This is a genomic window from Kitasatospora phosalacinea (assembly GCF_000717185.1).
Lineage (GTDB): Bacteria > Actinomycetota > Actinomycetes > Streptomycetales > Streptomycetaceae > Kitasatospora > Kitasatospora phosalacinea_A.
In genome coordinates, this window is sequence record NZ_JNYE01000116.1 from 1 (window position 1) to 24,015 (window position 24,015).

22 protein-coding genes, 1 pseudogene and 2 CRISPR repeat arrays are annotated in these 24,015 nt (G+C 71.9%); of the genes and pseudogenes, 2 read left to right on the forward strand and 21 right to left on the reverse strand.

Translation table 11 applies throughout. The annotated features are described in order from the left end of the window. Window positions 1-223: 223 nt before the first annotated feature. The 4 genes from OO57_RS33235 to OO57_RS33245 form a co-directional block, all read right to left on the reverse strand. Window positions 224-466 (reverse strand): hypothetical protein, encoded by a 243-nt coding sequence (locus OO57_RS33235; RefSeq protein WP_033256488.1) that lies wholly within the window; start codon window positions 464-466, stop codon window positions 224-226. A 99-nt stretch (window positions 467-565) separates the two neighbouring features. Further along, window positions 566-2,086: a hypothetical protein gene (locus tag OO57_RS33240; protein WP_158715312.1), complete on the reverse strand. Its 1,521-nt coding sequence runs from the start codon at window positions 2,084-2,086 to the stop codon at window positions 566-568. 305 nt (window positions 2,087-2,391) lie between these two features. Further along, window positions 2,392-2,619, reverse strand: a complete 228-nt coding sequence (locus tag OO57_RS44340; RefSeq protein ID WP_158715313.1) for a hypothetical protein — start codon at window positions 2,617-2,619, stop codon at window positions 2,392-2,394. A 778-nt stretch (window positions 2,620-3,397) separates the two neighbouring features. Further along, a complete protein-coding gene (locus OO57_RS33245; protein ID WP_158715314.1) occupies window positions 3,398-3,688 on the reverse strand; it encodes a hypothetical protein in 291 nt (96 codons plus the stop codon). A gap of 292 nt (window positions 3,689-3,980) precedes the next feature. Here OO57_RS33245 and OO57_RS33250 point away from each other — a divergent pair, with 292 nt between their 5' ends. Beyond that, window positions 3,981-4,283, forward strand: coding sequence for a DUF6221 family protein (locus tag OO57_RS33250; RefSeq protein WP_158715315.1), 303 nt, complete (start codon window positions 3,981-3,983; stop codon window positions 4,281-4,283). Window positions 4,284-4,392: 109 nt separating this feature from the next. Here OO57_RS33250 and OO57_RS38770 read toward each other — a convergent pair. Continuing rightward, window positions 4,393-4,719, reverse strand: a pseudogene (locus tag OO57_RS38770) (transposase); the annotation flags it as partial. A 237-nt stretch (window positions 4,720-4,956) separates the two neighbouring features. Continuing rightward, on the reverse strand, window positions 4,957-5,289 hold the full coding sequence (locus OO57_RS33260; protein ID WP_033256492.1) for a hypothetical protein: 333 nt from the start codon (window positions 5,287-5,289) through the stop codon (window positions 4,957-4,959). A 78-nt stretch (window positions 5,290-5,367) separates the two neighbouring features. Between OO57_RS33260 and OO57_RS33265 the strand changes: the two genes are divergently transcribed. After that, window positions 5,368-5,664 (forward strand): hypothetical protein, encoded by a 297-nt coding sequence (locus OO57_RS33265; RefSeq protein ID WP_033256493.1) that lies wholly within the window; start codon window positions 5,368-5,370, stop codon window positions 5,662-5,664. Between the two features lie 135 nt (window positions 5,665-5,799). Here the strand turns inward: OO57_RS33265 and OO57_RS33270 are convergent, their stop codons facing one another. From OO57_RS33270 to OO57_RS33340, 15 genes are all read right to left on the reverse strand, one after another. After that, window positions 5,800-6,258: a hypothetical protein gene (locus tag OO57_RS33270; RefSeq protein ID WP_158715316.1), complete on the reverse strand. Its 459-nt coding sequence runs from the start codon at window positions 6,256-6,258 to the stop codon at window positions 5,800-5,802. A 117-nt stretch (window positions 6,259-6,375) separates the two neighbouring features. After that, window positions 6,376-8,016 carry an alpha/beta hydrolase gene (locus OO57_RS33275; protein WP_051778572.1) on the reverse strand — a complete coding sequence of 547 codons (1,641 nt, stop codon included), beginning with the start codon at window positions 8,014-8,016 and terminating at the stop codon, window positions 6,376-6,378. Beyond that, entirely contained in the window at window positions 8,013-8,321 is a 309-nt protein-coding gene (locus OO57_RS33280; RefSeq protein WP_158715317.1) for a hypothetical protein, read from the reverse strand. Before OO57_RS33280 ends, OO57_RS33275 begins: the two co-directional genes overlap by 4 nt. Window positions 8,322-8,895: 574 nt before the next feature. Further along, the gene (locus OO57_RS33285; RefSeq protein ID WP_033256496.1) at window positions 8,896-9,081 is read right to left on the reverse strand and encodes a hypothetical protein; all 186 of its coding nucleotides are present in this window, start codon (window positions 9,079-9,081) and stop codon (window positions 8,896-8,898) included. Between the two features lie 192 nt (window positions 9,082-9,273). After that, window positions 9,274-9,486 (reverse strand): hypothetical protein, encoded by a 213-nt coding sequence (locus OO57_RS33290; RefSeq protein WP_033256497.1) that lies wholly within the window; start codon window positions 9,484-9,486, stop codon window positions 9,274-9,276. A 314-nt stretch (window positions 9,487-9,800) separates the two neighbouring features. Next, window positions 9,801-10,133, reverse strand: a complete 333-nt coding sequence (locus tag OO57_RS33295; RefSeq protein WP_033256498.1) for a hypothetical protein — start codon at window positions 10,131-10,133, stop codon at window positions 9,801-9,803. Beyond that, on the reverse strand, window positions 10,130-10,402 hold the full coding sequence (locus OO57_RS33300) for a hypothetical protein (protein ID WP_051778573.1): 273 nt from the start codon (window positions 10,400-10,402) through the stop codon (window positions 10,130-10,132). Before OO57_RS33300 ends, OO57_RS33295 begins: the two co-directional genes overlap by 4 nt. Window positions 10,403-10,672: 270 nt before the next feature. Then, window positions 10,673-11,128: direct repeats of the CRISPR family, unit length 29 nt; unit sequence GGGACCATCCCCGCGGGCGCGGGGAGCAG. Between the two features lie 101 nt (window positions 11,129-11,229). Beyond that, window positions 11,230-11,580, reverse strand: a complete 351-nt coding sequence (gene cas2e / locus OO57_RS33305) for a type I-E CRISPR-associated endoribonuclease Cas2e (protein ID WP_033256499.1) — start codon at window positions 11,578-11,580, stop codon at window positions 11,230-11,232. Beyond that, window positions 11,577-12,494: a type I-E CRISPR-associated endonuclease Cas1e gene (cas1e, locus tag OO57_RS33310; RefSeq protein ID WP_033256500.1), complete on the reverse strand. Its 918-nt coding sequence runs from the start codon at window positions 12,492-12,494 to the stop codon at window positions 11,577-11,579. The genes cas2e and cas1e overlap by 4 nt, the downstream gene beginning before the upstream one ends. Window positions 12,495-12,498: 4 nt before the next feature. Next, window positions 12,499-13,203, reverse strand: a complete 705-nt coding sequence (gene cas6e / locus OO57_RS33315; RefSeq protein WP_033256501.1) for a type I-E CRISPR-associated protein Cas6/Cse3/CasE — start codon at window positions 13,201-13,203, stop codon at window positions 12,499-12,501. Further along, window positions 13,203-13,964 carry a type I-E CRISPR-associated protein Cas5/CasD gene (gene cas5e, locus OO57_RS33320; protein ID WP_033256502.1) on the reverse strand — a complete coding sequence of 254 codons (762 nt, stop codon included), beginning with the start codon at window positions 13,962-13,964 and terminating at the stop codon, window positions 13,203-13,205. Before cas5e ends, cas6e begins: the two co-directional genes overlap by 1 nt. Continuing rightward, window positions 13,961-15,133, reverse strand: coding sequence for a type I-E CRISPR-associated protein Cas7/Cse4/CasC (gene cas7e, locus OO57_RS33325; RefSeq protein WP_033256506.1), 1,173 nt, complete (start codon window positions 15,131-15,133; stop codon window positions 13,961-13,963). Before cas7e ends, cas5e begins: the two co-directional genes overlap by 4 nt. A gap of 20 nt (window positions 15,134-15,153) precedes the next feature. Beyond that, window positions 15,154-15,819 carry a type I-E CRISPR-associated protein Cse2/CasB gene (gene casB / locus OO57_RS33330; RefSeq protein WP_033256503.1) on the reverse strand — a complete coding sequence of 222 codons (666 nt, stop codon included), beginning with the start codon at window positions 15,817-15,819 and terminating at the stop codon, window positions 15,154-15,156. Beyond that, a complete protein-coding gene (casA, locus tag OO57_RS33335; RefSeq protein ID WP_081974143.1) occupies window positions 15,816-17,573 on the reverse strand; it encodes a type I-E CRISPR-associated protein Cse1/CasA in 1,758 nt (585 codons plus the stop codon). The genes casB and casA overlap by 4 nt, the downstream gene beginning before the upstream one ends. After that, the gene (locus OO57_RS33340) at window positions 17,560-20,325 is read right to left on the reverse strand and encodes a CRISPR-associated helicase/endonuclease Cas3 (protein ID WP_081974144.1); all 2,766 of its coding nucleotides are present in this window, start codon (window positions 20,323-20,325) and stop codon (window positions 17,560-17,562) included. The genes casA and OO57_RS33340 overlap by 14 nt, the downstream gene beginning before the upstream one ends. A 714-nt stretch (window positions 20,326-21,039) precedes the next feature. After that, a CRISPR array of direct repeats spans window positions 21,040-23,876; the repeat unit is 29 nt; unit sequence CTGCTCCCCGCGCCAGCGGGGATGGCCCC. The last annotated feature ends 139 nt before the right edge of the window (window positions 23,877-24,015 follow it).

Genomic DNA, 24,015 nt, shown 5'->3' on the forward strand with positions numbered 1-24,015 from the left:
CCATCCACGGCTTCTTGCTCACACCATCACGAACGGACGAATCGTCACATCGGTCACGCCCCACCAGCAACGATCACGAAGATCGTGTTACGAGTTCTACAGACTCGACGGACCTGTAGCCAGCCGTCCTGGGTGGCCTCGTCGCCGGCCTTCCCCGAGGTGGTCTACGGACTCATCGACCAAGCCTTGGCCGTCGGCACAGCGACGGGCCGCGGGGCGTAGTTCAGCGGTCAGCCTCGGGGTTGGTACCGGGTCCGAAGACGACGGCGCCGGGGGCGTGGTGGTCTCGGAAGCCCTCGACCACCCGGACGCCGCGGGGGCCGAGCTCGGCGTAGGCGATCAGGCCGGGCCAGTTCGCGGCGTCGACCAGGGAGCGGCAGGTCGGGCAGGCGTAGAAGCGGTCGCCGGAGAGCCACTCCATGCCGCCGAGGTCGAGGCTGAACTCGACGGTGCGGAAGAAGACCACGGCGCCTGGGCGCGAGCAGAAGTCGCACGCCGGGACGGACGGCCGCGGCCCGAATTCGTGGACGGGGCGGAGGAGTCGCTGCTCGGCATGGCCGCCATCCTAGGCACCGCGCCTCGGCCGGGCGGCCCGGACTGCGCAGATCCGCTCCACGGTATACCGTCCGTGCCGCCCACGGATCACCCCCGTACCGGCGGGAGCGAGCGGAGGGCGGTGGGGGCGGCGAGGCTCTGGTCGAGGGCCAGGCGCAGCAGGGTGAGGGCATCGGCGGGGTTGGCGGACAGCAGGGGTTCGCTGTCGGTGGCGTCGACGACCTGGCGGCCGCGCAGCAGGGTGACCCAGTCGCCGGTGCCCTGGTAGGGCTCGGTCCAGCCGACGAGGTGTCCGCCCTGCTCGAGGGCGTGGGCGGTGGAGCGGCCCGGCCAGGTGAGGCGGGCCAGGGCGGGCCAGGGCGGGGCCGGCGTGGTCGCGGCGCGGCTCGCCGAGGCCTCGCTCGGTGGGCGGCGTCGTGCGGAGGGCGGGGCCGAGGACGAGGCGCGGAACGCCGGCGGCGGCCGGGGCCGGGGTGTGGGCGGCGCGCTGCAGGGCGTCCAGGGCGTCGCCGGTGCTGCGGTAGGTGCGGGTGCCGCTGGCCGGGTCGGTCAGGATCGTGGCGGTCCTGTCGTCGCGGTGCTGGGCGGCAATGTGCCCGGCCCGGCCCCAGGGGCCGTCCGGCAGCGGCGCGGTCCAGCCCACCGGCCGCCCGCGGTGCAGCAGCAACTGGATGTCGGCGGCCTGCGGGTCGCTCCAGGAGGCCAGAGTCCAGCCGGGACCGAACGTCACCGCCAGGTCGTCGACGCGCTGCGGCTCACCGAAGCGCCGGACAGGGTCGGTGCAGGCCGCCCGGCGCAGCGTCTCGAAGTCCTGCGCGTGCTGCACAGGCGCGTCCGCGGCAGGTCGTGCAGCAGGTGCGGTCGGCGCGGCGGGTACGGGCACGGAGGCGAGCGGCTTTTCGGATCGGTCCGAAACAGCCGGTGCCGTACCCCGGGCCGGGGCGGGCACTTTTTCGGACCAGTCCGTAATGGGGGGCGCGATCGGGCCCGCCCCGGGGATGGGATTTTCGGACCGGTTCGAAAAGGCTGGGCCTGTCGGCTCGTCGGCCAGAAGCCGAGGGTCGACGCGGGCCAGGAGGTCCGGGCGCGTCAGGTCCTCCTCGGCGCGGCGCAGCTCCAGCGCCTGGCCGGTCAGGCCGGGCCAGCGGATCTCGTCGCGCACGTCCTGCGCCGCCTCGCGCACCCTGGCGGCGAGCAGGGCGTGGGCGGTGGAGAACTGCTCGTACGCGGCCACCGGGTCGGCGTCCACGGCGTCAAGGAACGCCAGGGCGACGTCCATGGCGGCCTCCGCGCCGCGCAGCAGCTCGGCCCGCGCGCCCTCCAGCGCGGAGCGGGCGGCGTCGGCCTTGGCCTTGTCCCGGGCGGCCTTGGACTTACATGCCGTCGAGCAGTACTTCGAGCGGCGCCCGCGCTTGCCGGGCTCCGCCGCGGGCATCGCGTTCTGGCACCCCGCCCGCTGGCACACCGCGTCGGCCGCCACGTCGAACAGCACGTCAGAGGCGCCGGAATTTCGGACCGATCCGTTTTGCATGCCCGGATCGTAGCTCTGGCGATCGCCCAGGCCCCAGCCCATTACGGACCGACCCGAAACTCACCGCCGCCGGGTCGGCCATCAAGGAACCCTGATTGCGGACCGGTCCGAAAATCCCGCCGCTGCTGGTGCAGCGGCAGGCGGCGCTGCACCCTGCTGCAGGCAGCAGTGCAGCAGCAGCCGGACGTGTTGCTGCACCAGGTGCTGCATGTTGTCCCGTTGCCCGGTGCAGCAGCGCTGCATTGTCGTCCCGTCAGTGTCCTCTGACAGTCAACCTTGACCGATTGACAAGTGACCTTGACGGCTCAGTCGCGTCCGGCAGGAGATTCTGCGCCCTGGTCCCGAACGAGTTCTTCAAGTGCTGCCATTCGGGTCCGCAGCTCCTCCAGCTCTTGGTCCAGGCGCGGCGAGACGAAGAGGCCGAACCGGGACTTTTGGGCTGCCCCGGGCAACGGCTCTCCTCCTGGACGGTGAACGAGGCCGAGGTGGGCCACCAGGCGCCTGAACGGCGAAGGAGCAGCGGTGTTGGTCATCCGGGCAAGGTACAAGGACTCGCTCGGCCCGACCGCAGCGGGTGGCCGATCGGTCTCGTACCTACAGCACCGCTACCGATCAAGATCACCTGTCAATCGGTCAAGGTTGCCTGTCAAAGGTCAGTCAGCAGGCGGAGCGGCCCGCCCCCTTGTCCGGGTTGTCCCGCACTCCTCGCTGGTTGTCCCCGCGCATGCGCAACCGCCCGCCACCCGGTTGCGCATGCGCAGCCGGCTCCGCAGGTTGTCCTTGCGCATGCGTAACCGCCCGGGGCCGGGCCGGCGCACAGCCGACCCGCCCGGCCGAGGCCTGCGGCGGCCGCGACTGCGATCCCCATCGCACCCGCTCCACCTGCGGCGTCGCACCCTGTACGCCGTGCCCGCACCCGTCCTTGCGCACCCTGCTCCGAGCGGTTGCGCATCGGATCGCATCCCGCACCCGGCCACGGCCACTGCGTAGTCGGCGGTTGCGCAGGCCCTCTCAGTCGCAGCCACCCGCTGCGCAGCCCGTCGCAGTCGCAGCGCCGCGGTGCAGCACGGGGCGCCGTGCTGCACCGCGCAGCGCGGGTTGCCGCCGTTGCGCAGCGCAGGCCGGTGCTGGCCGACTCCCGCTGCAGCACCGCCGGGCAGCCGGGTGCAGCGCGCCGGATCGGCGAAGCCGGGTGCAGCAAGGGCGCCCTTGCTGCACCCGCAGTCGGCTAAGGTGCTGCACGCGGACCCGATCCTCGCCGACCGTGAGCTGTCGGCACCTTGACCAATTGTCAGGCGATCTTGACCGCTGTCAGATCCCCGAGAGAGCGATGTCCTTGAACAGGCGCAGGAGCTTGCGCCAGCGAGGAGCGGTGACGCGCCAGTGCTTCTCGGCTTCGACGCTGGCGCGGGTAACGACCAGGTCTTTGCCGGTGGTGCGGACCAAGTCGATCCGGTGGGTGTTGTGTGTCAGCCCGTTGAGATGGATCGGTCCGATGCCCAGGTAGGACGCGGCCTCCTCCTGGGTCATCCACTCCCCGCCCTCAGGGAGGTCGCAGCAGGAGAACGGTATCTGCGGAAGGTCGTCGGTCCAGGTCTTCACGCGGGCATTGTCGCCGACGCCGAACACGGGACTGATACCTGGCCGCCCGCCACTTCCCTCACCCCGGTCAAGATCAGGTGGCAGTAACCCACTAGCAGTCGAGATCACCTGGCAAACGGTCAAGGTCGCCTGTCAAAGGTCACTGACCCGTCTCAAGCTTGTTTGACGTGTCTCATCGAAGTTTGACCGGTGGGACCAGCGCCTGAGCCCGGGTTCAGGCGGCGGGGGTGACAGCGCCGGAGGACAGGAACTGAGCGAAGCGCTGTCAGCGTCATGGGTGATCATGCCGGGCATGACCGCTGACATGATCACCTGGCTGCATGAGCAGATCGACGCCGACGAGGCGGCAGCCGCAGCCCGTCCCGGAGCATGGCTTCCCGAGGGACTCACCCCTGACAATCCGCTCGCCGCGCTCTACTCACCGGCCCGCACCACCGCCATCCACCGCGGCTGGCTCGCCGCCTGGCGCGACCCGCAACAAGCCGGTCCGGAGGACCGCGACAGCCACAGCGTTGACTGGTCGCTGCGAGTGCTCGCAGCGACCGCCTACTCCGATCGCCCGGGGTACCGCGAAGAGTGGGCCCTCTCCAACTGACCCTCACCGAACTTCGATGAGATACGTAGAACTTCGGTGAGACGGGACAGCCGCGGCTGTCCCGTCTCACCGAAGTTTGACGAGTCTCACCGATTCCTAATGCCGTATGTCAAGCCGCGAGGGCCACTGGCGGGGTCGGCTGGTAGCAGCGTTGGTCGCGCAGGAGCGCCCAGATGACGTTGACCCGACGGCGGGCCAGGGCGAGGACGGCTTGGGTGTGGCGCTTGCCCTCGGCGCGCTTGCGGTCGTAGAAGCGCCGCGATTCCCCGCAGTTGCGGATGCTGATCAGCGCGGAGGTGTAGAAGACGCGTTAGAGCTTGCGGTTGTAGCGCTGGGGGCGGTGGAGGTTGCCGCTGATCTTGCCGGAGTCGCGGGGCGCGGGCGCGACTCCGCCGAAGCCGGCGAGGCGGTCCGGGGTGGCGAAGGCGGCCAGGTCGAGCCGTAGCGCCGTCACCAGGGGGAATGGCCTGGGACTGTCCCAGTAAAACGGACTAAACGGGCCTGCTGGGACGGCGGTGGGACAGCGCTGGGACATCCCCGTCGGCCCCCTGTCCCGCCCTCCCTCCGGTCCGGGAGACAGATGACACAGATGTCCTCTCCACCTGGGAAAACAGGGGGTTGATGACACAGAAGAGACAGATCCCGCCGATCCGTCTCTCCTGTGTCCACTCGTTCACCACCGCGCCCGACCGGCTGCGTGCCGCCCGCGCTTGATTTTCTCCGGAGCACCGGCCGGGCGCCGCGCACCGGTGTGCGCCGCAGGCCCGAGGTCAGCTTCGACCAGCAGCAGTTCCCGAACTTCCGCAAGCGCCTGGTGCGTTGAGGCGAGCAGGTCCAGGGCTCGCGAGCCGCGCAGCTGGAGGGCGGCGGTCAGGGTGGCGATGGTCTCCAGGATGGCCGTCGCGTTGCGGGCCGGAACGGTACCGGCTTCCAGCAGCGCGTCGACGAGTTCGCCCGCGGCCGCCGTCGCGGTGCTGGTCGCCTGCTCGATCCGCTCGCTGCTCACCCGTGCCCAACGACCGGACCACCGCACGGGTCACCCTGGTGGCCGTGACCTTGCCCCCCGGGCCGGGGTTGTCGGGGAGTGAACTCCTCTTCCAGCGTCCGGCCCCTCGGCCTCGGCGCGGGCCTGACCGCCCTGATCCCCCATCCGGGCAGCAGCGGCAGCCCGGACCATCCAGTCCTCAACACCGCCGGCGGCCGGGCCGCCGCCCGGCTGCTGCAGCTGCGTACCGTCGAGGTCCCGGTGCCGCTGGCCGCAGCTGCGGCCGAGCTCGTCGGGCTGCTGCTCGACGACGAGGACCCGGTCACCCGCCAGGCGGCGGCCGCGGTGCTGGAGAGGCTGAACACCGCGGTCGCGGCCACCGGGGCCGGCTTGTAGAAGCGGGGCAGTGGACGGTTCCGGTGAACGTACGCTGACGGCCTGGCCCTCACGTCGACGAGCGTGAGGGCCAGGCCGTCCTCGCTGGTGCCGACGGACGAGCCGCCGTGGTGAGGTCCGTCTGGGTACTGCTTGCTAGTGCTGCCCTGCGGAGGATGCGGAGGGCGGCATGAGGCAGCGGGTGGCGACACTGAGGGTGAGGCGGTCGCTGGCGGCACCGCTGCTGACGTCAATGAAGTAGCGGCCCTCGTCGTGCTTGGCGTACAGAAGCACGTTGGGCTGGTCCTGCCACGTCTCGCGGTAGCTGGTGATGGTGAAGCCGTCCTTCTCGAGGCTCGCCTTGATCTTGCGGATGGCGTCGAGGTGCTGAGGGCGGGAAAGGACGCTGGTGACGTCGTAAGCGAGGGTGTAGCGGCCGTCGTTGGCGACTTCACCGTTCTTGCCCTCGCAGTTGCTGAAGAAGGGCGTGATGCTGTCCGCGTCCAGGGTGATGCCGGCAGCCTGGGCCATGTACTCGGTCATCTTCTGCGCCCAGGCCTGGGCGTCACTCTTGGCCATGACGGGCAGCGGCTCGTTCGGGTCAGGGCTGTTCATGCAGGCTCCCAGGAGAAGTGGCAGGGACAGAGCGGCGGCGCCTGCCAGGATGCGGCGCCTGGCAGGTCTGCTCGGTGGGTGCATCGAAGCGCCTCTTTCAAAGACGACGTTCAGGTGTCAGAGGCCGGGCACGATGGCGGGAGGCTCGTCCCTGCGGTTGTCGAGGGTACTCGGCGGCAGTCCGGCAATGATCTTTCCCTGGTTGTTCAGGCTCTGGCTGTCGGGGTCCCAGTAGCCGCTGTGCCCGTGGGTGTCGATGGCGAGGGTCTGCCCTCCGAAGGCACCGAGGGTGGGGTCGGGTCCGAGGGTCGCTCCGGTGACGAGGCTGATGTTGTCGTCGGCTGCGGTGCCGGCCCAGAAGTGGTCGGGGTTGATGTGGAGGTTCGCGGCACTGTCGGTGTCCATGCCGGGGCTGGCGATGGCGACGATGTCGTCGGCCTGCAGGCCCTGGCCGCCGGCTGCGGCGGCCCCGACGGCAGTGGTGCCGTAGCTGTGGCCGATGACGGTCAGGTGGCTGCGGCGGTCCCCTTCGGCAGCACGCAAGCCGTCGGTGAAGCGGCGCATGTCCTCGGCTCCGTCCTCGGCTCGGCCGGGCGTCATGACGCTGCCGCTGACCTCGGGTGCGTCGTAGCCGAGCCAGGACACCACCGCGACCGTCTGGTCTGTGCCTTTGAGCTCCTTTGCGCTGGCGTTCTGCAGTCGGTCGATGCGGTCGATCTGGCCGGGCATCTCCTTCATGGTGGTGCCGGTGCCGGGCACCAGAACCGCCGTGTGGGTGGCGGTGTCCGGGTTGCCGGTGGACACGATGGCCTTGCCGTCGCCTTCCGGGTCCAGGCCCAGCAGGAGCAGCTGGTGCTGCTCGTCCGCCCCGTCGCGCTGGTCGAGTTTCTCCTTCAGCACGCGGAGGTTGGTCTCGCGCTGGTTGTACTCGTCGGCCGTCATTCCCGAGCCCCTCGCGTCACCGGCCTTCATGGCGTCGAGCTGCTGCTCCAGGACGATGCGGTTGGCCTGGTCGCGGACGGTCGAGGGGAGGCCGTCGAGGCGGCCGATCTCCTCGGGGTGCAGGGTGATGTAGCTCTGCTGCTGTTCGGGCGTCAGGGACTTCCACCACTCGGCGCTCTGCTGGGGGTCCTTGTTCTCCGGGATGTACGGGGCGGCCAGGCCCAGGTCCTTGGCAACGTCCTGGACGTCCTTGGCCGATTCGCCTGCGGCACCGAACACCCGGGGCTGGGTGAGGATGTCGGCGCTGAGGCGTCCGAGTGCGTGGGCGCCCTGGTCGCTGGCCTCGCGGGCGGCGGCGAGCGCGGCGTTGATGCGGTCCTGGACCTGGTCGCGCAGTTGGACCTGGTTCTGCCGCTCCTCGCGGGCGTCCGGGTCGTGGCGGTCCGGTGCCGCCTGTGGCGGCAGGCCGACCGTGCCGTCGTCGGCCACCGGCAGGTGCCACTCGTCGGCCCGCTGGAGGGCATTCGACAGGTTCGTTTTGGCCTGGTCCATCCGGTCGGCGACGGTGTCCAGCACCAGTGCCACCGACTCGGCCTCCACCCGCACGACTTCCAGCTTCTGCTCGGTGGACTCCATCGTGAAGAACGCGCTGTCCGCGTCCTTGCCCTGCCAGTGCCCCCGCAGCGGGCCGTTGACCCGGTGCCGGTGCTGGCTGCTGGCGTCCTCCGCCGCGGCGGCCAGTTTGCGCCAGCCCTTGGCCGTCTCCCGCAGCCCGGCAGGGTCGAAGCGCCGCAGGCGCGCGAAGTCGCCGCTCACTGCTGCCCCTGCTTGCGCCACGTGTCGGCGATCTGGTCGTCGTTCCACTCGTGCCCCTGCGCGCTGGCCTCCAGGGCCGAGGCGGTGGTGGCCAGACGCTCCGTCACCTTGCCGAGCGTCGGGTCCCACCCGTCCGCGAGGCTCTGCAGTTCCCCGCCGATCGACCATCCGGCCAACTCACTGCTGGTCGAACGGCTGGAAGCGATCGCCGCCGTGCTCGGCTGCTGCAGTTCCTCACCGAGGCTGCGCGCGGCTGCCGCCGAAGCTCTCAACTCGGCCGGGTCCACGCTGATCTGTTCGCTCACTGATCCCCCCTGGTCGGTGATACAAGCGGCGATCATACGGTCACGCAGCGACACGTGGTATCCGTACGAGTACTCAAATCACTGACCTGCACCGTCAACGACTACGCGCCCGTGCAGCGGCCTCATGGAGGAGCCGTCCGGCGTGCGCTGACTGGAGAGCGAGGAGGCGGTGCGCGGCCGGTAGCGCACAACCTGGTCGCCGCCCGGCAGGCCCGCCTCGCACAGCCGTAACGACCGAGGGCGGGTCCCGGCCGTCCGGGGGCGGGTGTGCTGCGTCAGTCCGTCCGCAGGATCCGCGAGACGTAAAGCCGCGGCGGTTCCGTGTCCTCGTTCACCGGGTACTCCACCAGCCCCACGTCCCGGCACAGTGGCGCCGAGTGCATCCCGGGTCAGCCGGGGACGGGCACGCTCAGGTGCGGGAAGGGGTTCTCGCGCAGGTCGAGGAGGAAGGCGACAACGGCGGAGAACACCTCCGCGGGTGTGACCAGGTCGCTGAGGAACTCCTCGACCTACGGGGACAGGACTATCGGGTCGTCCGCGTCGTCCTCATGGGCCGGGGCATCGTCGAAGCCGTTCACCGGGCTTCGAGTCGGCGCAGGACCGCGGACGCGCAGGTGCCCGGGGCGGTGCCGACCTGGACGGCGGCGTGGATCCGGTCGCCCTCCGCATCGCGGTAGAGCTCGGCCCGCAACCACCACCGGCGCAGCACACCGCCGATCGCCTGGTCGTCGGCCTCGCCCATCTCCCGGTAGAACTCCATCCGCTGCGCCGGGGGCAGGACCGCGGCGACCGCGTCCTGGGTACGCGGGATCGGCTGGTCACCGTCGTGGTGGCCGTACAGGGGTGCTGCGCTCCCCGTGTCCTCCGGAGGGTCTCGGGCGGGCGAGACAGGTGCCAGTGTCCCCCGTCCCGGGCGCTGCGCGGTACCGGGGCCGACCCAGGATGCCTCGGGTTACGGGGCGGAGGAGGCCAGGGTGTCGTCGACCACCACTTCGGGAGCCGGGTCGGTGGCGGAGCGAACGTTCTTCACGTTCGCCACCGCCGGGGCCAGGACGTTGTACATCCGCTTCGCGATCTGCTCGTCACGGTGGCGGTGGTCGGTATCCTCATCGCTCCAGCCCGGGTGCCCGTCGATCGTCGCCCACTCCGCGCCGGACAGCGCCAAGCTGTAGAGCGGGGCGTCGTCGGTGTAGGCGTTCAGCGTGGCCGCGCCAGCCCCGGCGGAGGGACCGCCCCGGCGCCACCTTGCCCGCTCGACCAGATCGCCGGCCCCACGGACAGCGCAGCAGCCGGCCCCTGGGAACGAAGTGGCGTTCGACGGGCCCGGCCGTGGGAGGCCAGTAGCGCCGGTGAAGGAAGCGGCGCTGCTGTGCTGCTCGGCGGCCCGGTGGTGCCATGGCGGGAATGCTAGACCTGCCAGTTGGCGGCGGCCAGGGGTTTGACCTGCAATCTTTCGGCCGCGAACATGCCAGCTGAGCTCTACGAGCCGGAGTGCGGCAGGTCCTCTGGAATCACCGCGGCAATCCGTACGGCGGGCGGCCAGGGCGGCGCGGGCGCGTAGGCGAAGGCCACATTGAGAGCCGCTCTGCCAGCCGCCTTGTCGCCCTCAATCCGGGTGGAGTACAGCTCGACCTGGTGGCCGTTCTCGGCAACGCTCCGGATCGGGCGGCCAAGGCGCGGCCGACGCTCGAGTTCGCTGCGCAGCGCCTCCAGGACATCCTCGGCACCGAACTCCTTGGCGCATTGAGCGGCGCGGTCGGTGACCACCACGACCACGTGGTCGTCGGGGTCGTCGTGGTGCGGGTGGCTCACTCGGCGCCCTGCCGGGCGAGCAGCTCGGCGACCGCTTCGTCGATCGCGGCGGCGCTGTCGCGATCGGCGGCGAGCAGGACGCGGCCGCGGTAGGCGGCGACGATCTCGGCGACGACGGCCAGGTCCACGACGGCGAGTACCTGGTCGAGCCGGTCAACAGGCACCCAACGCAGCAACTGCGCGGCAAGTTCGGCGTCCAGGCGTTCGGCGTCACAGGGGTAGCCGTGGCCTGCGCGGAGCGCGGCGCGCAGCTCCTGCACCGTGTCCATCGGCGGCAGCCCAAGGCGGCCTCCGCCGGGACCGTGTTCGGCGGGCTGGGCGCTCATCCCCACCAACCCCTTCTTCCATGTCGGCTGCCCGGCACCGGGCCAGACGGTACACCTCTGACGGTATCCCCCGGGCTGCCCACACGGGCCCGGCCTCGCAACCCCGCATCGAGGCGGTGTTCGCCGCCGATCACGCGGGATAGGGCAGAGCCGCTGGCGCAACCTCGCCGCGGGGGAGCAGCTGCTCGGCCTCGGTGGCGAGGTTCTCGCCGAAGGACCATCCCCGCGGGCGCGGGGAGCAGACCTCCCAGCGCAGCCGCAGCATCGCCAGCGGGGGACCATCCCCGCGGGCGCGGGGAGCAGATCGCCGTCGGCGCTGGCCGGTTGTGCCGGACGGGACCATCCCCGCGGGCGCGGGGAGCAGTTGGCCGCGGCGATCGCGGCCATGTCCTCCTGGGGACCATCCCCGCGGGCGCGGGGAGCAGGAGTAGGCGATGTCGATGTACTTCTCCGTGGTGGGACCATCCCCGCGGGCGCGGGGAGCAGAAGACTGTCGAGCTCCACCCGCTGGGCGGCGCGGGACCATCCCCGCGGGCGCGGGGAGCAGCCAAAACTTGTGCGTGCCTCGCTCGGCGACGAGGGACCATCCCCGCGGGCGCGGGGAGCAGCCCGGGTACGGGGAGGACGGCTACCGGCGCGGGGGACCATCCCCGCGGGCGCGGGGAGCAGTCTTGATGGCCTGCGGCTTTACCTGTCGATATCGCGCGAAACTGCAACCTGCGCTGATTCCGGCATAACGGACATAAGGTCGGAACCCTTTCTGCAGCGTCTCATCGTTTTCCGAAGCGGCGGAGTTTGGACGCGGTACTCCAGCCTGGCTTGGCGGGACTGGACGCCGGGGCTGCACTGGCGTCCGGTCGGTGGATGAGGGTGAGGCCTTCGTGGTCGACGGGTTTCCAGGCGTGGTCGTGGGTGTGGAAGGTGAAGCCCTGTTCCGTGTTCGAGGTGTGGATCAGGAGGGCCCGGCCTTGGCCCGCGTGCTGTCGGACTTCGGCCCACAGGACGTCTCGCACGCGTGCGGACGGGGATCCGATGAACACTCCGGCGGAGATTTCGAGGAGCCAGCGGGTGAGCAGGCCCCGGAGTCCGATGGGGCAGTTGGTGAGGACGATGACGGTCACCAGTTGCCTTCCCCGTAGTTGATCCCGGCGGCGAGGTGTTGTCCGTGGTCGGTCTGGAGGCTGACCGTGTCCTCGTCGTCGGTGGCTGTTGCGACGGCGAGCAGGTTGCGGATGTCGGCGACGATCCGTTCCTGGAGGCGCAGTTCGTGGATGCGGTCGCGCAGGGCGCGGCGGGTGCGGGCGCCGATGTCCTCGGGGGAGGCGGCTGCGACGTCGAAGGCGACGGGGATGCCGACGTCGGTCTTGTAGAGGTCGGCGATGTCGAGGACGAAGGAGAGTTCGTGGCCGGAGTGGACGAATCCGAGGGCGGCGATGACGGCGTGTGAGAGGCCGTACATGGCTTGGGCGGCGGCAGTGATGGCCTGGTTGGCGGGGTCGCCGGAGGTGAAGTCTCCGGGGGTGTAGTGGCGTCCTCTCCAGCGGATGCCGGTTCTGGCGGCTTCGGCGCGGTAGCAGTCCTTCATGCGGTCGCCTTCGCGGCCGAGCAGTTCCCGCCGGGTGAGGCCCGCCGGGTCCTCGCTGGGGAAGCGCAGTCGGTACATGGCCCGGGCGGTCTCCAGGCGGGTGCGCTGGTTCGCCCAGCGGAGGGCCTGGGCTTCGGCAAGGGCCGAGGATCGGGACAGGGAGCGGCCTGCCGCGTAGTGGCGGACGCCGTGTTCGCCGACCCAGGCAACACCCGCGCCGGTCTCGCCGAGGACGCTCATCGCCTGGTGGGTGATGCGGGTGCCGGGGCCCAGGAGCAGGGTGCCGATGGTGGCGGAGGGGATGTGGGTGGTGCCGTCCGCCGTTTCGACGGTGAGGGCGTTGGAGTCGCGGTGGATGGTGCAGCGTTCGAGGTAGAGGAAGGAGATCCGGTCGGCGGCGCGGGCGAGTTCGCGCGGGCTGCTGGCCGGTCGGCGGCTGACGGTGCTCACGGGGTCAGCCGATCGGGGCGAGGGTCATCAGGCCGCAGCCGTACGCCTTGGCTTTGCCGAGGCCGCCGGTCAGCACACCGCGCAGGGCGTCGGGGTCGGTGACTTCGAGGCGGCCGTCGAAGGTGACGGCGGTGAGGGTGACGCGCCCGGTGGCGCCCTTCTTGGAGAAGGCGAGGTTGCGCTGCCCGTGGACGGCGAGCTGGTGCTGGTCGCCGTGTTCGGTGTGCTGGCGGTGCGCGGGTTTCTCCAGGATGCGGAAGCCTCCGGCGTCCTGGCGCTGGAGCAGCCACTGCATCTGGTGGCGGGCGGTGACGTGGGCGGTGCGCTTGGTGGGCTCGCCGTCTTTCCTGCGGGCGTGGTGGATGGGGTTGGCGGTGAGGCGGAAGTTCCAGGCGGTGCCCTTGTCGAGGCGTTCCAGGAACGGCGCGTAGGCGTAGGTCTGCCAGCCTGCTGTGCCGGTAGCGGCCGCGGCGGGCCAGCCTGCCTGTTCCACGAGGTGGGTGAGGTCGGGGCGGGACGGGCTGACGACGTACAGCTGTACTTCGGCGGTGGCGTTGTGGTCGGTGCGCCACAGGACGCGCGGGCCGGGAGCGGTGGGCAGGATCTCTGGGAAGGCGGACATGACCGCGGCGTGCAGGTGCTGGGGCGAGGACAGCAATCGGCGGGCGCCCGCGCGCGCGGTGTTGAAGCGGAAGCGGGTCAGGTACATCAGGCACTTTCCAGGAGGGTCGTCGGGTCGTGGGCGGGCACCGGCGCGGCGACAGCGGGCCTGGGCCTGGCGTGGGGGTTGGGCACGGTAACGGTGGTGGTGCGGACAGTACGCAGGCCATGGCGGCGGTGGCGAACGTCGAAGCTGAGCGGCTGGTCGCGCAGCACGTCGCCCTGGACGGACGAGGTGGGGTTGCTGCCCGGCGGGATCTCGGTGAGGACGGTCAGGTCGACGCTCGCACGGTCGCAGTGGCGCTGCTGGTGCCAGTCGGAGGCGCGCCAAGACAGGCGGGCCAGGACGGCATCGAGGTCGCCGTCCTGGTGGACGCTCTGGTCGTCGGGCAGGTCGAGCGGGCGGGAGGGCGGGCAGGAGCGGCGCCCCAGATAGGGCAGGTAGACGGGGGCCCGGACGGCGGCGTGGAGGCGCTCGATGAGTGGAGCCGGGCCTTCGAGGGCCGCGACGAAGACGGCGTCGGCGAGGTAGAAACGCTCGGACAGCGGCATGGACTCTCCGGTGTCGAAGTGCTGGGCGCTCTGGTAGTCGCGCAGCCGGGCGCCGGGCTGGTCGATGCGGACGCCGAAGCGCAGGGCGGCGAGCTCGGCGAGCCCGGCGTCGTCGCCGCGTTCGATACCGAGCGATGCCGCGAGCAGCCCGATGACGCCGCTCTTGGTGGGGGCGTTCTCGGTGGTGCGCCGGGCGAAGCGCGAGGCGGCCCCCCACGACTGCAGGGGGCCGGCCAGCTGCAGGGCCAGCACGCTCATCCGCGCTGCTCCAGACGTGCAGCGACGGCGGCGCCCACGGCGCTCACCAGGGTGGAGAGCCGCGGGGCCTCCTGGCCGAGGGAGGAGAGCTTGGCCGTGGCGGGGCCCACACGCAGGACCCAGGTCTGGGCGCTGTCGTCGCCGTAGGCCCGTTCGATCTCGGGGACATAGTCGGCGAGGCGGGCGCAGGCGGGCTCCAGGTGGCCGCCGTCGGCGTCGGGGGCGACGGGCTTCTCGAAGGCTCCGACGAAGCTGACGGGGCGTGAGGTGCGCAGGGTGACGAGGACGGCGTCGGGGAGGGTGTGGTTGCCGAAGGTGTTGATCTTGCCGGTGGGCAGGGAGGAGACGAAGCCCTCCAGGAACGCCTCGACGGCGCGGCGCACCGGGGTGGCGGGCGGCTCGTTCTCGTCCAGGCCCTTGCCGAGGTTGCGCTCCAGCAGGTCGACATCGAGGGCCGCGTACCGGTAGAGAGTGGCGGAGTTGAAGTCGACGGCGCCGATCATGCCCGCGCCCGGTTCGGCGTCGGTGTTGCGGTCGTCGACGGCGGTGAAGTAGTCGGACTCGGTTTCGCTGCGGTGCACGCCGATGGCGTGGGCGACCTGGGCGGCGGCGTCGACGTTGATGTCGGTGGAGTCGGCGACCATCCGTCCGAACAGGGCGATGTCGACGGAGTGCCGGCCGTCGGCGATCTTCTTCGCGCGGGCCTTGGCGTCCTTGTCCTTGAAGAACGCCTTGATGTCGGCGGCGCCCTCGACGGCCAGGGCCGCGAGGTGCTCAAGCTGGCGGGCGCTGAAGAACATCAGGTAGGAGGACTCGGGCGCCGGGTCGTCGCCGCCGTTCTTCTTCGCCTGCTCGACCTTGCGCTTGGGCGGCTCGATCTTGGAGCCGGTCGCGGTCTGCAGCACCTCCGCCGCGAGCGCCAGCGCCTGGGCCTCACCGGTGCCCGGGGCGAGTTCGGTGATGCGCTCGGCCAGGAGTTCGGCGACGCGCTTGGTGCGCACCCCCAGCTCGCCCGGGTCGAGGATGGTGTCGAAGTAGCGGCGGGTGGCGCGCTTCCATGCCTGGCTGGAGACCCGGGCGCGGGTGGCGCCGCCGTACACGGCGGTCTTGGGCGCGCCCGTGTCGTCGCGGTTGAGGTTGCTCGGCGGGACGCTCTGCAGGGCGTGCATGTCGACGATGATGCGGCTGGTCACGGGGCGCTGTCCTTGCGGTCGTCGGTATCGGTGTCGGTGCTGGTACCGCTGGCCGGGTCGGCGGGCCTAGCGCGGTAGGCGTGCAGGGAACGGCCCCAGGAGCGCCGGACGCTGTCCGGGCCCCACGGCCGCTGCTGCCACTGGTAGAGCTGCTCGGCGAGCAGGGCATAGTCGAGGGCGATCTCCTCGCGGCGCAGCAGCAGCACGATCTCGCGCAGGCGGGTGGCGAGGACGGGCATCGTGGCCGCGGATCCGGCCCGTACGAAGCGCTTGCGGGTCGGCTCGTCCATGTCGCTGCCGGGCATCAGGCGGCGCACGGCGGTGCCGAGTTCGTCTCCGCCGGGCCGGTGCATGCGGGTGCCGCGGGACTGCTGGTGCAGGGAGTACAGGGTCGCGGCCGTGTACAGGGCGGTGTGCGCGGCGTCCTGGTGGAGCGCCGGGTCGGCGTGGAGGCGGTCGGTGTCGAGCAGGCCCCACAGGTCGGGGATGGTGGAGGTGTCCTTGCCCGCGCCGCGGCGCAGCCGGGCGAGGGCGGCGACGGCGTCGGGGCGGTCGTCCAGGTAGCCCTTCTGCAGACGGCCGATCTCGCGACCGGCGAGGATGCCGACCGGGCCCAGGGGGCGGCGCTGCGCGGGGGCCGGTGCCGGTGGGGCGGTGGTCATGCGGTCGCCCTTTCAAGGTCGGGAACGGTACCGGGATCTGAGACGTCCGGTGTGCCGGTCGGGCCGGTGGAAGTGGGCGCCAAGCCGCTGCCTTCCGGCTCGGGCTGCGGGGTGTCGAAGAAGGCGAGGGGCAGGGCGCGCTTGAGGCGGCTGCGGAACCACAGGTCGGCAGAGGAGGTGTTCAGCCACGCCTCGCCCTTCTTGGTGGCCACCATCCGCCCCTGCCACGCGGCCTCGCCGGCCTGGGAGGTCAAGCCGCTGCCCAGGTCGGAAATGATCTGGCGGGTCTGCTGCTGCCAGTCGGTGCGCAGCTCTGTGGGGTCGTCGCCGTCGCGGATGGAGGCCAGCCACAACCGGTACGGGGTGTCGAGGGCTCCGAAGCCGGTGTCCCGCGCGCTCGCCTTGGGTGCCTCGGACTCGCTGCCCGCGGCCCGCGCAAGGTCGGACGCCAGGTCGCCCAGGGCCCGGACGGCGAGATCCGCGTCGGCGACCGCGGTCTTCGCGGTGTCTCCCAGACGCGTGTCTCGCTCGCTCAGCACGACCAGCGCGAACGCCACCGCGTCGCCGGTGATCTCGTCGATGACCGATTGCTGGGTGCCGTACACGGTGCCGAAGGTCCGCAGCCGCATCCGGCGCCCCTTCGGCAGGATCTCGTCCGCTTCCAGCCGGGCCAGCCAGTGCACCAGCCCCGGCCTCAGTTCCGGCGCCGGGTCCGCGGCCGCGCCCTGGAGCGGGGCCGCGGAGGCGATCAGCGACCCCAGACCGCGCCAGGCCGCCCGCGCCGGGTCCGCCTCCCTGGGCATGTACACCAGGGGCCGGCCGAGTTTCTTCTCCTGCGCCGGGCTGCGCCGCCAGCCGGTCATGGGCTCGGCGTCGAACTTGTTCTGCGGGGTGAGGGGGTCGCCGTAGGTGAGGACGACGCCGTGCACGCCGTCGTGGTCGGCATGCAGCCGGATACGGCGGGACTGCCAGGTGTACAGGTCGCGCGGGCCGGTGGGCCGGGAGGCCAGGTCGTCGGCCGCGCCGGGGCCGGCGGGCGGGCGCCGCCAGGCGGGAGTGTCGCCGTGGATGGTGCTCCAGTGGTCGGCCGCGATCAGGTTCAGCAGCAGTGTCTCGCGTAGGTCCGCGCCTTCGGCGAGCACGCCACCGAGGTTGCCTGCCCAGGCCGGGCCCTGGGGGTAGGCCTTGCCCGCTTTGGCCCGCGGGTCGCCTTCCACGCCGGTCTTGATGCCGGACGTGTCGTAGGCCTGGGCGTGCACCACCCAGCGGGCGGCCTCCGCGAGCGTGATCCGCTCGACGCCGGGGAAGCGCGCGGTGAAGAACGGGTTGCCGTTGGGCACGTCCGCCACGATCCGGTTCAGCGGGAAGACCTCGCCCTTCCCGGTCCGCAGCTGCGCGCACTGGTAGAACGGCGTGCGCGGGTGCAGGAGGTCGAAGCGCTCCCGGTGCTCCTCCAGATAGGACAGCACCGGGTGTAGCGCCTGCGGGTCCTCCCACAGGTCGGCCCATTCCTCGATGTCGCCCGGGCCGTCCAGGGCGTCGTGGATGATGGCCAGGAGCAGGCGGGTGAGGGCGAATTCCTGCGTGGGGAGCTCGCAGGCCAGTCGGCTGATTCTTTCGGCCTGTTCGAATACCTCGCGCAAGGACAGCTCGCTCTCGCGGCCATCATCCAGCAGGACCGGGATCCATGCCTGCCCTGTCAGGTCGAACGACTCTGGTACGTCCGGGACTTGCGCGCGGTCATGCGTCGGCACTCGACACCTCGAGTCCGTTCTCACGGGTGTACATGAGTCGGAACCCTGCCAGAAGGGTCGGACAACCGGGCCTGATCGGAAGGATCAACTGCCCTGCCAGCCAAGGGTTTTCCTTAACCTGCCAACTTTCGAAATAGAAACGCTCAAGTTCGGCGATAACTCGGTCAATCACGTACGACTTGGCCAGGCGTGCCGGCAGGCGCAGCCCGCAGGCCGCTGCCGCCTTCGCCGCCCTCGGTGACGGCGCCGAACCGGTCGGCAGCGGAAGCCCTCCCCGCCCCTCGCCCGCCCAGCTCACCGTCGCCAGCGAGCCGTCCTCCAGCTCCTCCACGACGATCACCTCCAGGCTCTCCGGACTGTCGCGCACCTGGGCCCGCCCGGCGCGCGTGTCGTCCGCGTCACCCGTGCCGCCGGCCAGCCAGCCCATCAGCGACCGGCCGTCCTTCCCCGCTTCCCGGATCCGGAACACGTCCGCCGCCTTCGCCTTCGTGTCCTGCAGCTGCTCGTGGACCAGGCGTGCCTCCTGCAGTACCGGCGCCCACTGCGCGGGCCCCACCGACCCGTCCCCGTACGCCGCCTGCACCAGCGCGCTGATGTCACCGGGCAGGGACAGCCCCCGCCTCTCCTCCAGGTGGGGGTGCAACACAGCGAGCGAGCGCAGCAGCGCGTGCCGTCCGTACACCGCCTCCGAGCCGCGCACCGGCGCGGGTACCGGAGCCGACCAGTCGACTCCCGTCAGCAGACACCTCGCCTCCCGCAGTCGCGCGGGGCGGCCCGACCGCTGGTGGCGGTGCAGCCTGCCCACCCGCTGCAGCAGCAGGTCCACCGGCGCCACGTCGCTCACCAGCAGGTCGAAGTCCACGTCCAGCGACTGCTCCGCCACCTGGCTGGCCACCACGATGTGCCGCTCGGGCCGTCGCGAGCCGTCCGGGCCGAACAGCTCCAGCAGCCTGCGGTCGTTCTCGGCCCGGTCGGTGTCGATGAACCTGGCGTGCGCAACGCTCACCGAGTCGGCCCCGAAGCGGCCGCGCAGGACCGCAGCCGCTTCCAACACCCGGTCGACGGTATTGCGCACCACCAGCGCGCACCCGCCCCCGGCCAGGTCGTCCTCCAACCGGTCCGCCAGCGCCTCCAGGTCGTCCTCGAGCCGCTCCAGCCGCACCTCGCCCCCGCGGCCGGACGCCGCCGGACGCCCCAGCAGCGGGTCGTGCCCGGCGCACACTGCGGTCAGCAGCGGATACTCCCGCGCCTGCTCCACCGCGGCGAACCGCCCCTCGTCCCCACCGGCACCCGCGTACGCCTGCGCCAACTCCCGGCGACGCGCGGCCGGAAGCGTCGCCGACAGCACCACCACCGGCACCCCGTATGCGCCCAGCCAGCCCAGCACCCGGTCCAGGTAGGCATTCATGTACGTGTCGTACGCGTGCGCCTCGTCGATCACCACGACCTTCCCCGCCACTGCCAAGTGCCGCAGCACCAAGTGGCGGGCCTTCAACCCGGCGAACAAAAGCTGGTCGATCGTCCCCACCACGAACGACGACAGCAGCCCTTTCTTGCGACCGGCCAGCCACTGGTGCGCCACCAGCTCCGCCGGGCCCGCACCCTCCTCCCCGACCTTCGGCACCCGCTGCGCGCCATCGACGTCCACCGCCGCGACCCGCTGCCGCGAACGGGCCCGCAACTCGGCGGCATCCCGGTTCAGCGCCGCCTTCGAATGCGCCAGCAGCACCGACAGCCGCTCACCGCCCTCGGCCGGCAACCGGTCCAACCAGTCCAGCAGCCGCGGGAACATGGCGTTGCTCGTCGCCATCGTCGGCAGCGCGAAGAACACCCCGCCCGCACCGGCCCGCGCCGCCAACACCTCCGCCACAGCCAGCGCCGCCTCCGTCTTCCCCTCCCCCATCGGCGCCTCCACGATCAACAGCCCCGCCCCCGGTATCGCCCGCGCCATCTCCACCGCCGCCGCCTGCACCGGCCGCACCACCGCCCCCGGCGGCAGCTCGAACCGCGACGCGAACAACACCGGGGCGTCTTCCTGCGACACCCGCGGCCGCCAGGGCCCCGGCAGATCCAGCCCCCGCCACGCCGCCGCCACCCGGCGCCCACCGTCGTACCCCGTCTCCAGCGGAAAGTACGGAAACAGGTCCGGATTGCTCGCGATCCAGTCCGCCATGATCACCAAACCGGACAGCACCACCTGCACCGGCTGCGGCAGCCTCACACCCCGCCACTGCCCCAGCCTCTCCTCCACCCCAAACTCCGCCGCGCACCCGTCCAACAACTCCCCCTGAACCCGCAGCCACGCCCCCTCGCTCCCGCCCGGCGTCCGCACCAACTCCGCCCGCCCGTCCAACTCCAAGAGCGCCACCTGCTCCGGCGGCACACCGTGATGACCACCCACCACCACCGCGAACTGCCCCGTCACCCGCCCCGGCCACCCGTGCCGCTCCTTCAACCACTCCTGCAACAGCAACTGGCCCGCCAAGCCGTGCGGCGCCAACCGCCGATCCGCCCCCAACCCGGCCCGGTACGGCATCTCCAACCCCGCATCGCGCATCCGGTCCGCCAGAGCGTCCACCTGACACGCGAACGCCGGCGTCGCCTTCCCGATGTCGTGCACCCCCGCCAGCCACACCACCAACCGCCGCCCGTCCACCTCCCCCTCCGGCAACGCCCCGCCCACCAGCGCCCGCACCCGCTCCGGCACCCAGCCGTCCCACAACAGCCCCGCCACCGCCGCACTGTCCTGCATGTGGCACCACAACGGCAGCCACCCCTCACCCAGCACATCGTGCTTCGCCCACACACTCCGCGCCACCGCCGACAACCGCGACCGCAGATCGAACCCGCCGGCCACCCGCCCACCCCATTTCGCCCTGTACGACTCCGGCAGATAGCCGCAGATGACCGGCGATCATATGGACCGGCAACGACCGCACACCCCAGCCAGGACGAAAACCCGACGACCTAAGGTCAGTTGGCGAAACCACGACCCGACCAGACCCACCGCCAGGCCACCTCACTCCGGGACCGCACACCACTCAGTCCACCCTCCGGGCAGCAAGGAACACCACACGGCCGCTCCGGAAACTACTCCCGGCCACGCTGCCACCATCCGCCCACGAGAAGAACGCCCTGGTCTCCAACCCCTTCGAACCCTCCAGAAGCCCGGACCAATGGCCGAGAACACCGCCCGATGTCATACCGCTGTGGAACCATCCAGCCCCGCTCCACCGATCCTTGACACCTCCACAGCACCACCGAACAACAGCCGACCACCACCACGGCGAACGCCAACCACCCGATACAGAACCAACCAGGCAACCACGGAACCCCGCCTCGCCCGCACGCCGAAGGGCCGCTGGCCCGTCCCAGGAAAGGAAGTGACATGATGTCGCTAATGTCCGAATCCCTGAACCTTGCAAATTCCCGGCTCACCGGCGCATAACACCGCAGGTCAACAAGACTGCTCCCCGCGCCAGCGGGGATGGCCCCTACAGTGAAGGCACAAGAGAGGGGCCGGCGGCCTGCTCCCCGCGCCAGCGGGGATGGCCCCCTCCACCGCCCGTGGAAGACCGCGGAGGAGGACTGCTCCCCGCGCCAGCGGGGATGGCCCCGACAACTACTCGAAGATCGCTGCGAAGTTCGGCTGCTCCCCGCGCCAGCGGGGATGGCCCCCGCCGACCGACTTGGCTTCGAGCAGCGCGACTCTGCTCCCCGCGCCAGCGGGGATGGCCCCAGTTCCTCGGGTGCGGCGGGATTGTTCCAGATCTGCTCCCCGCGCCAGCGGGGATGGCCCCGCGAGCGCGCGATCGCCGCAGGCCGGGCGCCGCTGCTCCCCGCGCCAGCGGGGATGGCCCCGCCTTCGAAGTGGCGCGGCAGATGATCCAGCGCTGCTCCCCGCGCCAGCGGGGATGGCCCCTCCCGTCCGGGACGGGGTCGTTGGGGCTCGGACTGCTCCCCGCGCCAGCGGGGATGGCCCCCCCGGGGTCTTCGCCCAGTCCCGGACAGCCTCCTGCTCCCCGCGCCAGCGGGGATGGCCCCCCGGAAGACGACGTGATCGTCGGTGACTGCGACTGCTCCCCGCGCCAGCGGGGATGGCCCGGGTTCGGCACTCAGCAGGTCTGGGAGCTGAACTGCTCCCCGCGCCAGCGGGGATGGCCCCAAGGGCGGGCTCTCCAGGGCGTAGTCGGCGTTCTGCTCCCCGCGCCAGCGGGGATGGCCCCCAGGCCGTGAAGTGCAGGCGCCGGTCGCCCCGCTGCTCCCCGCGCCAGCGGGGATGGCCCCCACGGTGGCCGAGGCCTTCCCCATCTCCACCACTGCTCCCCGCGCCAGCGGGGATGGCCCCATCACGGCCAGCAGGCACCCGGCTGACCGGGGCTGCTCCCCGCGCCAGCGGGGATGGCCCCTTGTAGGTGTCGGAGAGCTGGGTGCCGAGGACCTGCTCCCCGCGCCAGCGGGGATGGCCCCCCGACCAGCGAAAAGCGCCAGCACGCCAACGCCTGCTCCCCGCGCCAGCGGGGATGGCCCCGCGGGCTGGGGCAGGGTGGACGAGTACAAGGGCTGCTCCCCGCGCCAGCGGGGATGGCCCCGACCCCGGGGGGGCGATCGAGCGCAAGCTCGCCTGCTCCCCGCGCCAGCGGGGATGGCCCCCAGGGCACGCTGTCCAGCGCGTCCGAGTCGTGCTGCTCCCCGCGCCAGCGGGGATGGCCCCCTCGCCAGGCTGCGACGGCCGGGCAAGGCAAACTGCTCCCCGCGCCAGCGGGGATGGCCCCGACCTGTTCTCCAGCTGCCAGGCGAAGGGGATCTGCTCCCCGCGCCAGCGGGGATGGCCCCCTCGGCGAGTCGCCCGACGGCTCCAACCACAACTGCTCCCCGCGCCAGCGGGGATGGCCCCAGCTCCGACGTCCCGGTCGCACCTTCGGGCAGCTGCTCCCCGCGCCAGCGGGGATGGCCCCGTCTGGAGGACGTCGGGGGCGGCCGGGTCGGTCTGCTCCCCGCGCCAGCGGGGATGGCCCGCCTACCAGGTCGCGCACGTCGGTGGAGCCGAACTGCTCCCCGCGCCAGCGGGGATGGCCCCCAGATTCCCAGCACCCGATAACACAGCGTAATCTGCTCCCCGCGCCCGCGGGGATGGCCCCTGCATGAACAGCACCAAGGGGTGGGGCCCGGACTGCTCCCCGCGCCCGCGGGGATGGCCCCTCCCTTGGCCAGACCGAGAATTCCGCCGCCCGCTGCTCCCCGCGCCCGCGGGGATGGCCCCGCCGACGGGCTGCGCCGGGTCGTGCATGAACACTGCTCCCCGCGCCCGCGGGGATGGCCCCGCGCAGCAGGAGGTGGTGCGCACCGCGCAGCAGCTGCTCCCCGCGCCCGCGGGGATGGCCCCTGACATGCCCGGCCTGTCCCACGTGACGAAGCCTGCTCCCCGCGCCCGCGGGGATGGCCCCTGCTGCACGCGGACGCGGACGCTGGGTGGGGTCTGCTCCCCACGCCCGCGGGGATGGCCCCGACGCCATGTCCCGGTCGCCGAGCAATTTAGCCTGCTCCCCGCGCCCGCGGGGATGGCCCCTCGGAATGTCCTCCGGGGCGCCCGACGGGACGCTGCTCCCCGCGCCCGCGGGGATGGCCCCGGCGTCGACGGCGACTTCGGCCCGACCACCGCCCTGCTCCCCGCGCCCGCGGGGATGGCCCCGCGTCGTTCGTGGGCACAGTGACCTTGACCTGCTGCTCCCCGCGCCCGCGGGGATGGCCCCCTGTCGGCCTCGGTGCGGGTGTCGCCGAGCTGCTGCTCCCCGCGCCCGCGGGGATGGCCCCTCCTTGATCCGGCTCCGGCCCGCCCCGATCCGCCTGCTCCCCGCGCCCGCGGGGATGGCCCGTACGGGATGGGGTTCGCCTCGCCCGTGGCGACCTGCTCCCCGCGCCCGCGGGGATGGCCCCGTCTGGGAGTTGAAGAAATCGGACATTCTTGCCTGCTCCCCGCGCCCGCGGGGATGGCCCCCGGTCACGGGCTCGCTTATCGGGGTCATACGCCTGCTCCCCGCGCCCGCGGGGATGGCCCCGCTCCGGCCGGCCGAACCGCGGCGCCGAGCCCCTGCTCCCCGCGCCCGCGGGGATGGCCCCAGGTCGAGCGTGTCGGGCGGCGGGGTGTCCACCTGCTCCCCGCGCCCGCGGGGATGGCCCCAGCGGATCACCGAGGGCTCGGCCCGGCGGGTACTGCTCCCCGCGCCCGCGGGGATGGCCCCGCCTTCCCGGCCAGCTCGCCTTGCTGCAGGATCTGCTCCCTGCGCCCGCGGGGATGGCCCCGAGGGCCTGACCGGCCAGACGCCCGCCCGCCCCTGCTCCCTGTCGGCGGCGGTTGAACCGTGACCCGCTCTGGCCGGTTGAGTTCTGACCCTCGCGTCGTTGGTTGTCTTGGTTAGTTGTTGTCGGTGGTTGTGGTGGA

Excerpts from the sequence above, each read along its gene's own strand:
- OO57_RS33240 (WP_158715312.1), bottom strand. The coding sequence starts at position 2,086 with ATGCAAAACGGATCGGTCCGAAATTCCGGCGCCTCTGACGTGCTGTTC.
- OO57_RS44340 (WP_158715313.1), bottom strand. The coding sequence starts at position 2,619 with ATGACCAACACCGCTGCTCCTTCGCCGTTCAGGCGCCTGGTGGCCCAC.
- OO57_RS33250 (WP_158715315.1), top strand. The coding sequence starts at position 3,981 with ATGACCGCTGACATGATCACCTGGCTGCATGAGCAGATCGACGCCGAC.
- OO57_RS33270 (WP_158715316.1), bottom strand. The coding sequence starts at position 6,258 with ATGAACAGCCCTGACCCGAACGAGCCGCTGCCCGTCATGGCCAAGAGT.
- OO57_RS33285 (WP_033256496.1), bottom strand. The coding sequence starts at position 9,081 with ATGGAGTTCTACCGGGAGATGGGCGAGGCCGACGACCAGGCGATCGGC.
- OO57_RS33300 (WP_051778573.1), bottom strand. The coding sequence starts at position 10,402 with ATGGACACGGTGCAGGAGCTGCGCGCCGCGCTCCGCGCAGGCCACGGC.
- cas6e (WP_033256501.1), bottom strand. The coding sequence starts at position 13,203 with ATGTACCTGACCCGCTTCCGCTTCAACACCGCGCGCGCGGGCGCCCGC.
- cas5e (WP_033256502.1), bottom strand. The coding sequence starts at position 13,964 with ATGAGCGTGCTGGCCCTGCAGCTGGCCGGCCCCCTGCAGTCGTGGGGG.
- cas7e (WP_033256506.1), bottom strand. The coding sequence starts at position 15,133 with ATGCACGCCCTGCAGAGCGTCCCGCCGAGCAACCTCAACCGCGACGAC.
- casB (WP_033256503.1), bottom strand. The coding sequence starts at position 15,819 with ATGACCACCGCCCCACCGGCACCGGCCCCCGCGCAGCGCCGCCCCCTG.
- OO57_RS33340 (WP_081974144.1), bottom strand. The coding sequence starts at position 20,325 with ATGCAGGACAGTGCGGCGGTGGCGGGGCTGTTGTGGGACGGCTGGGTG.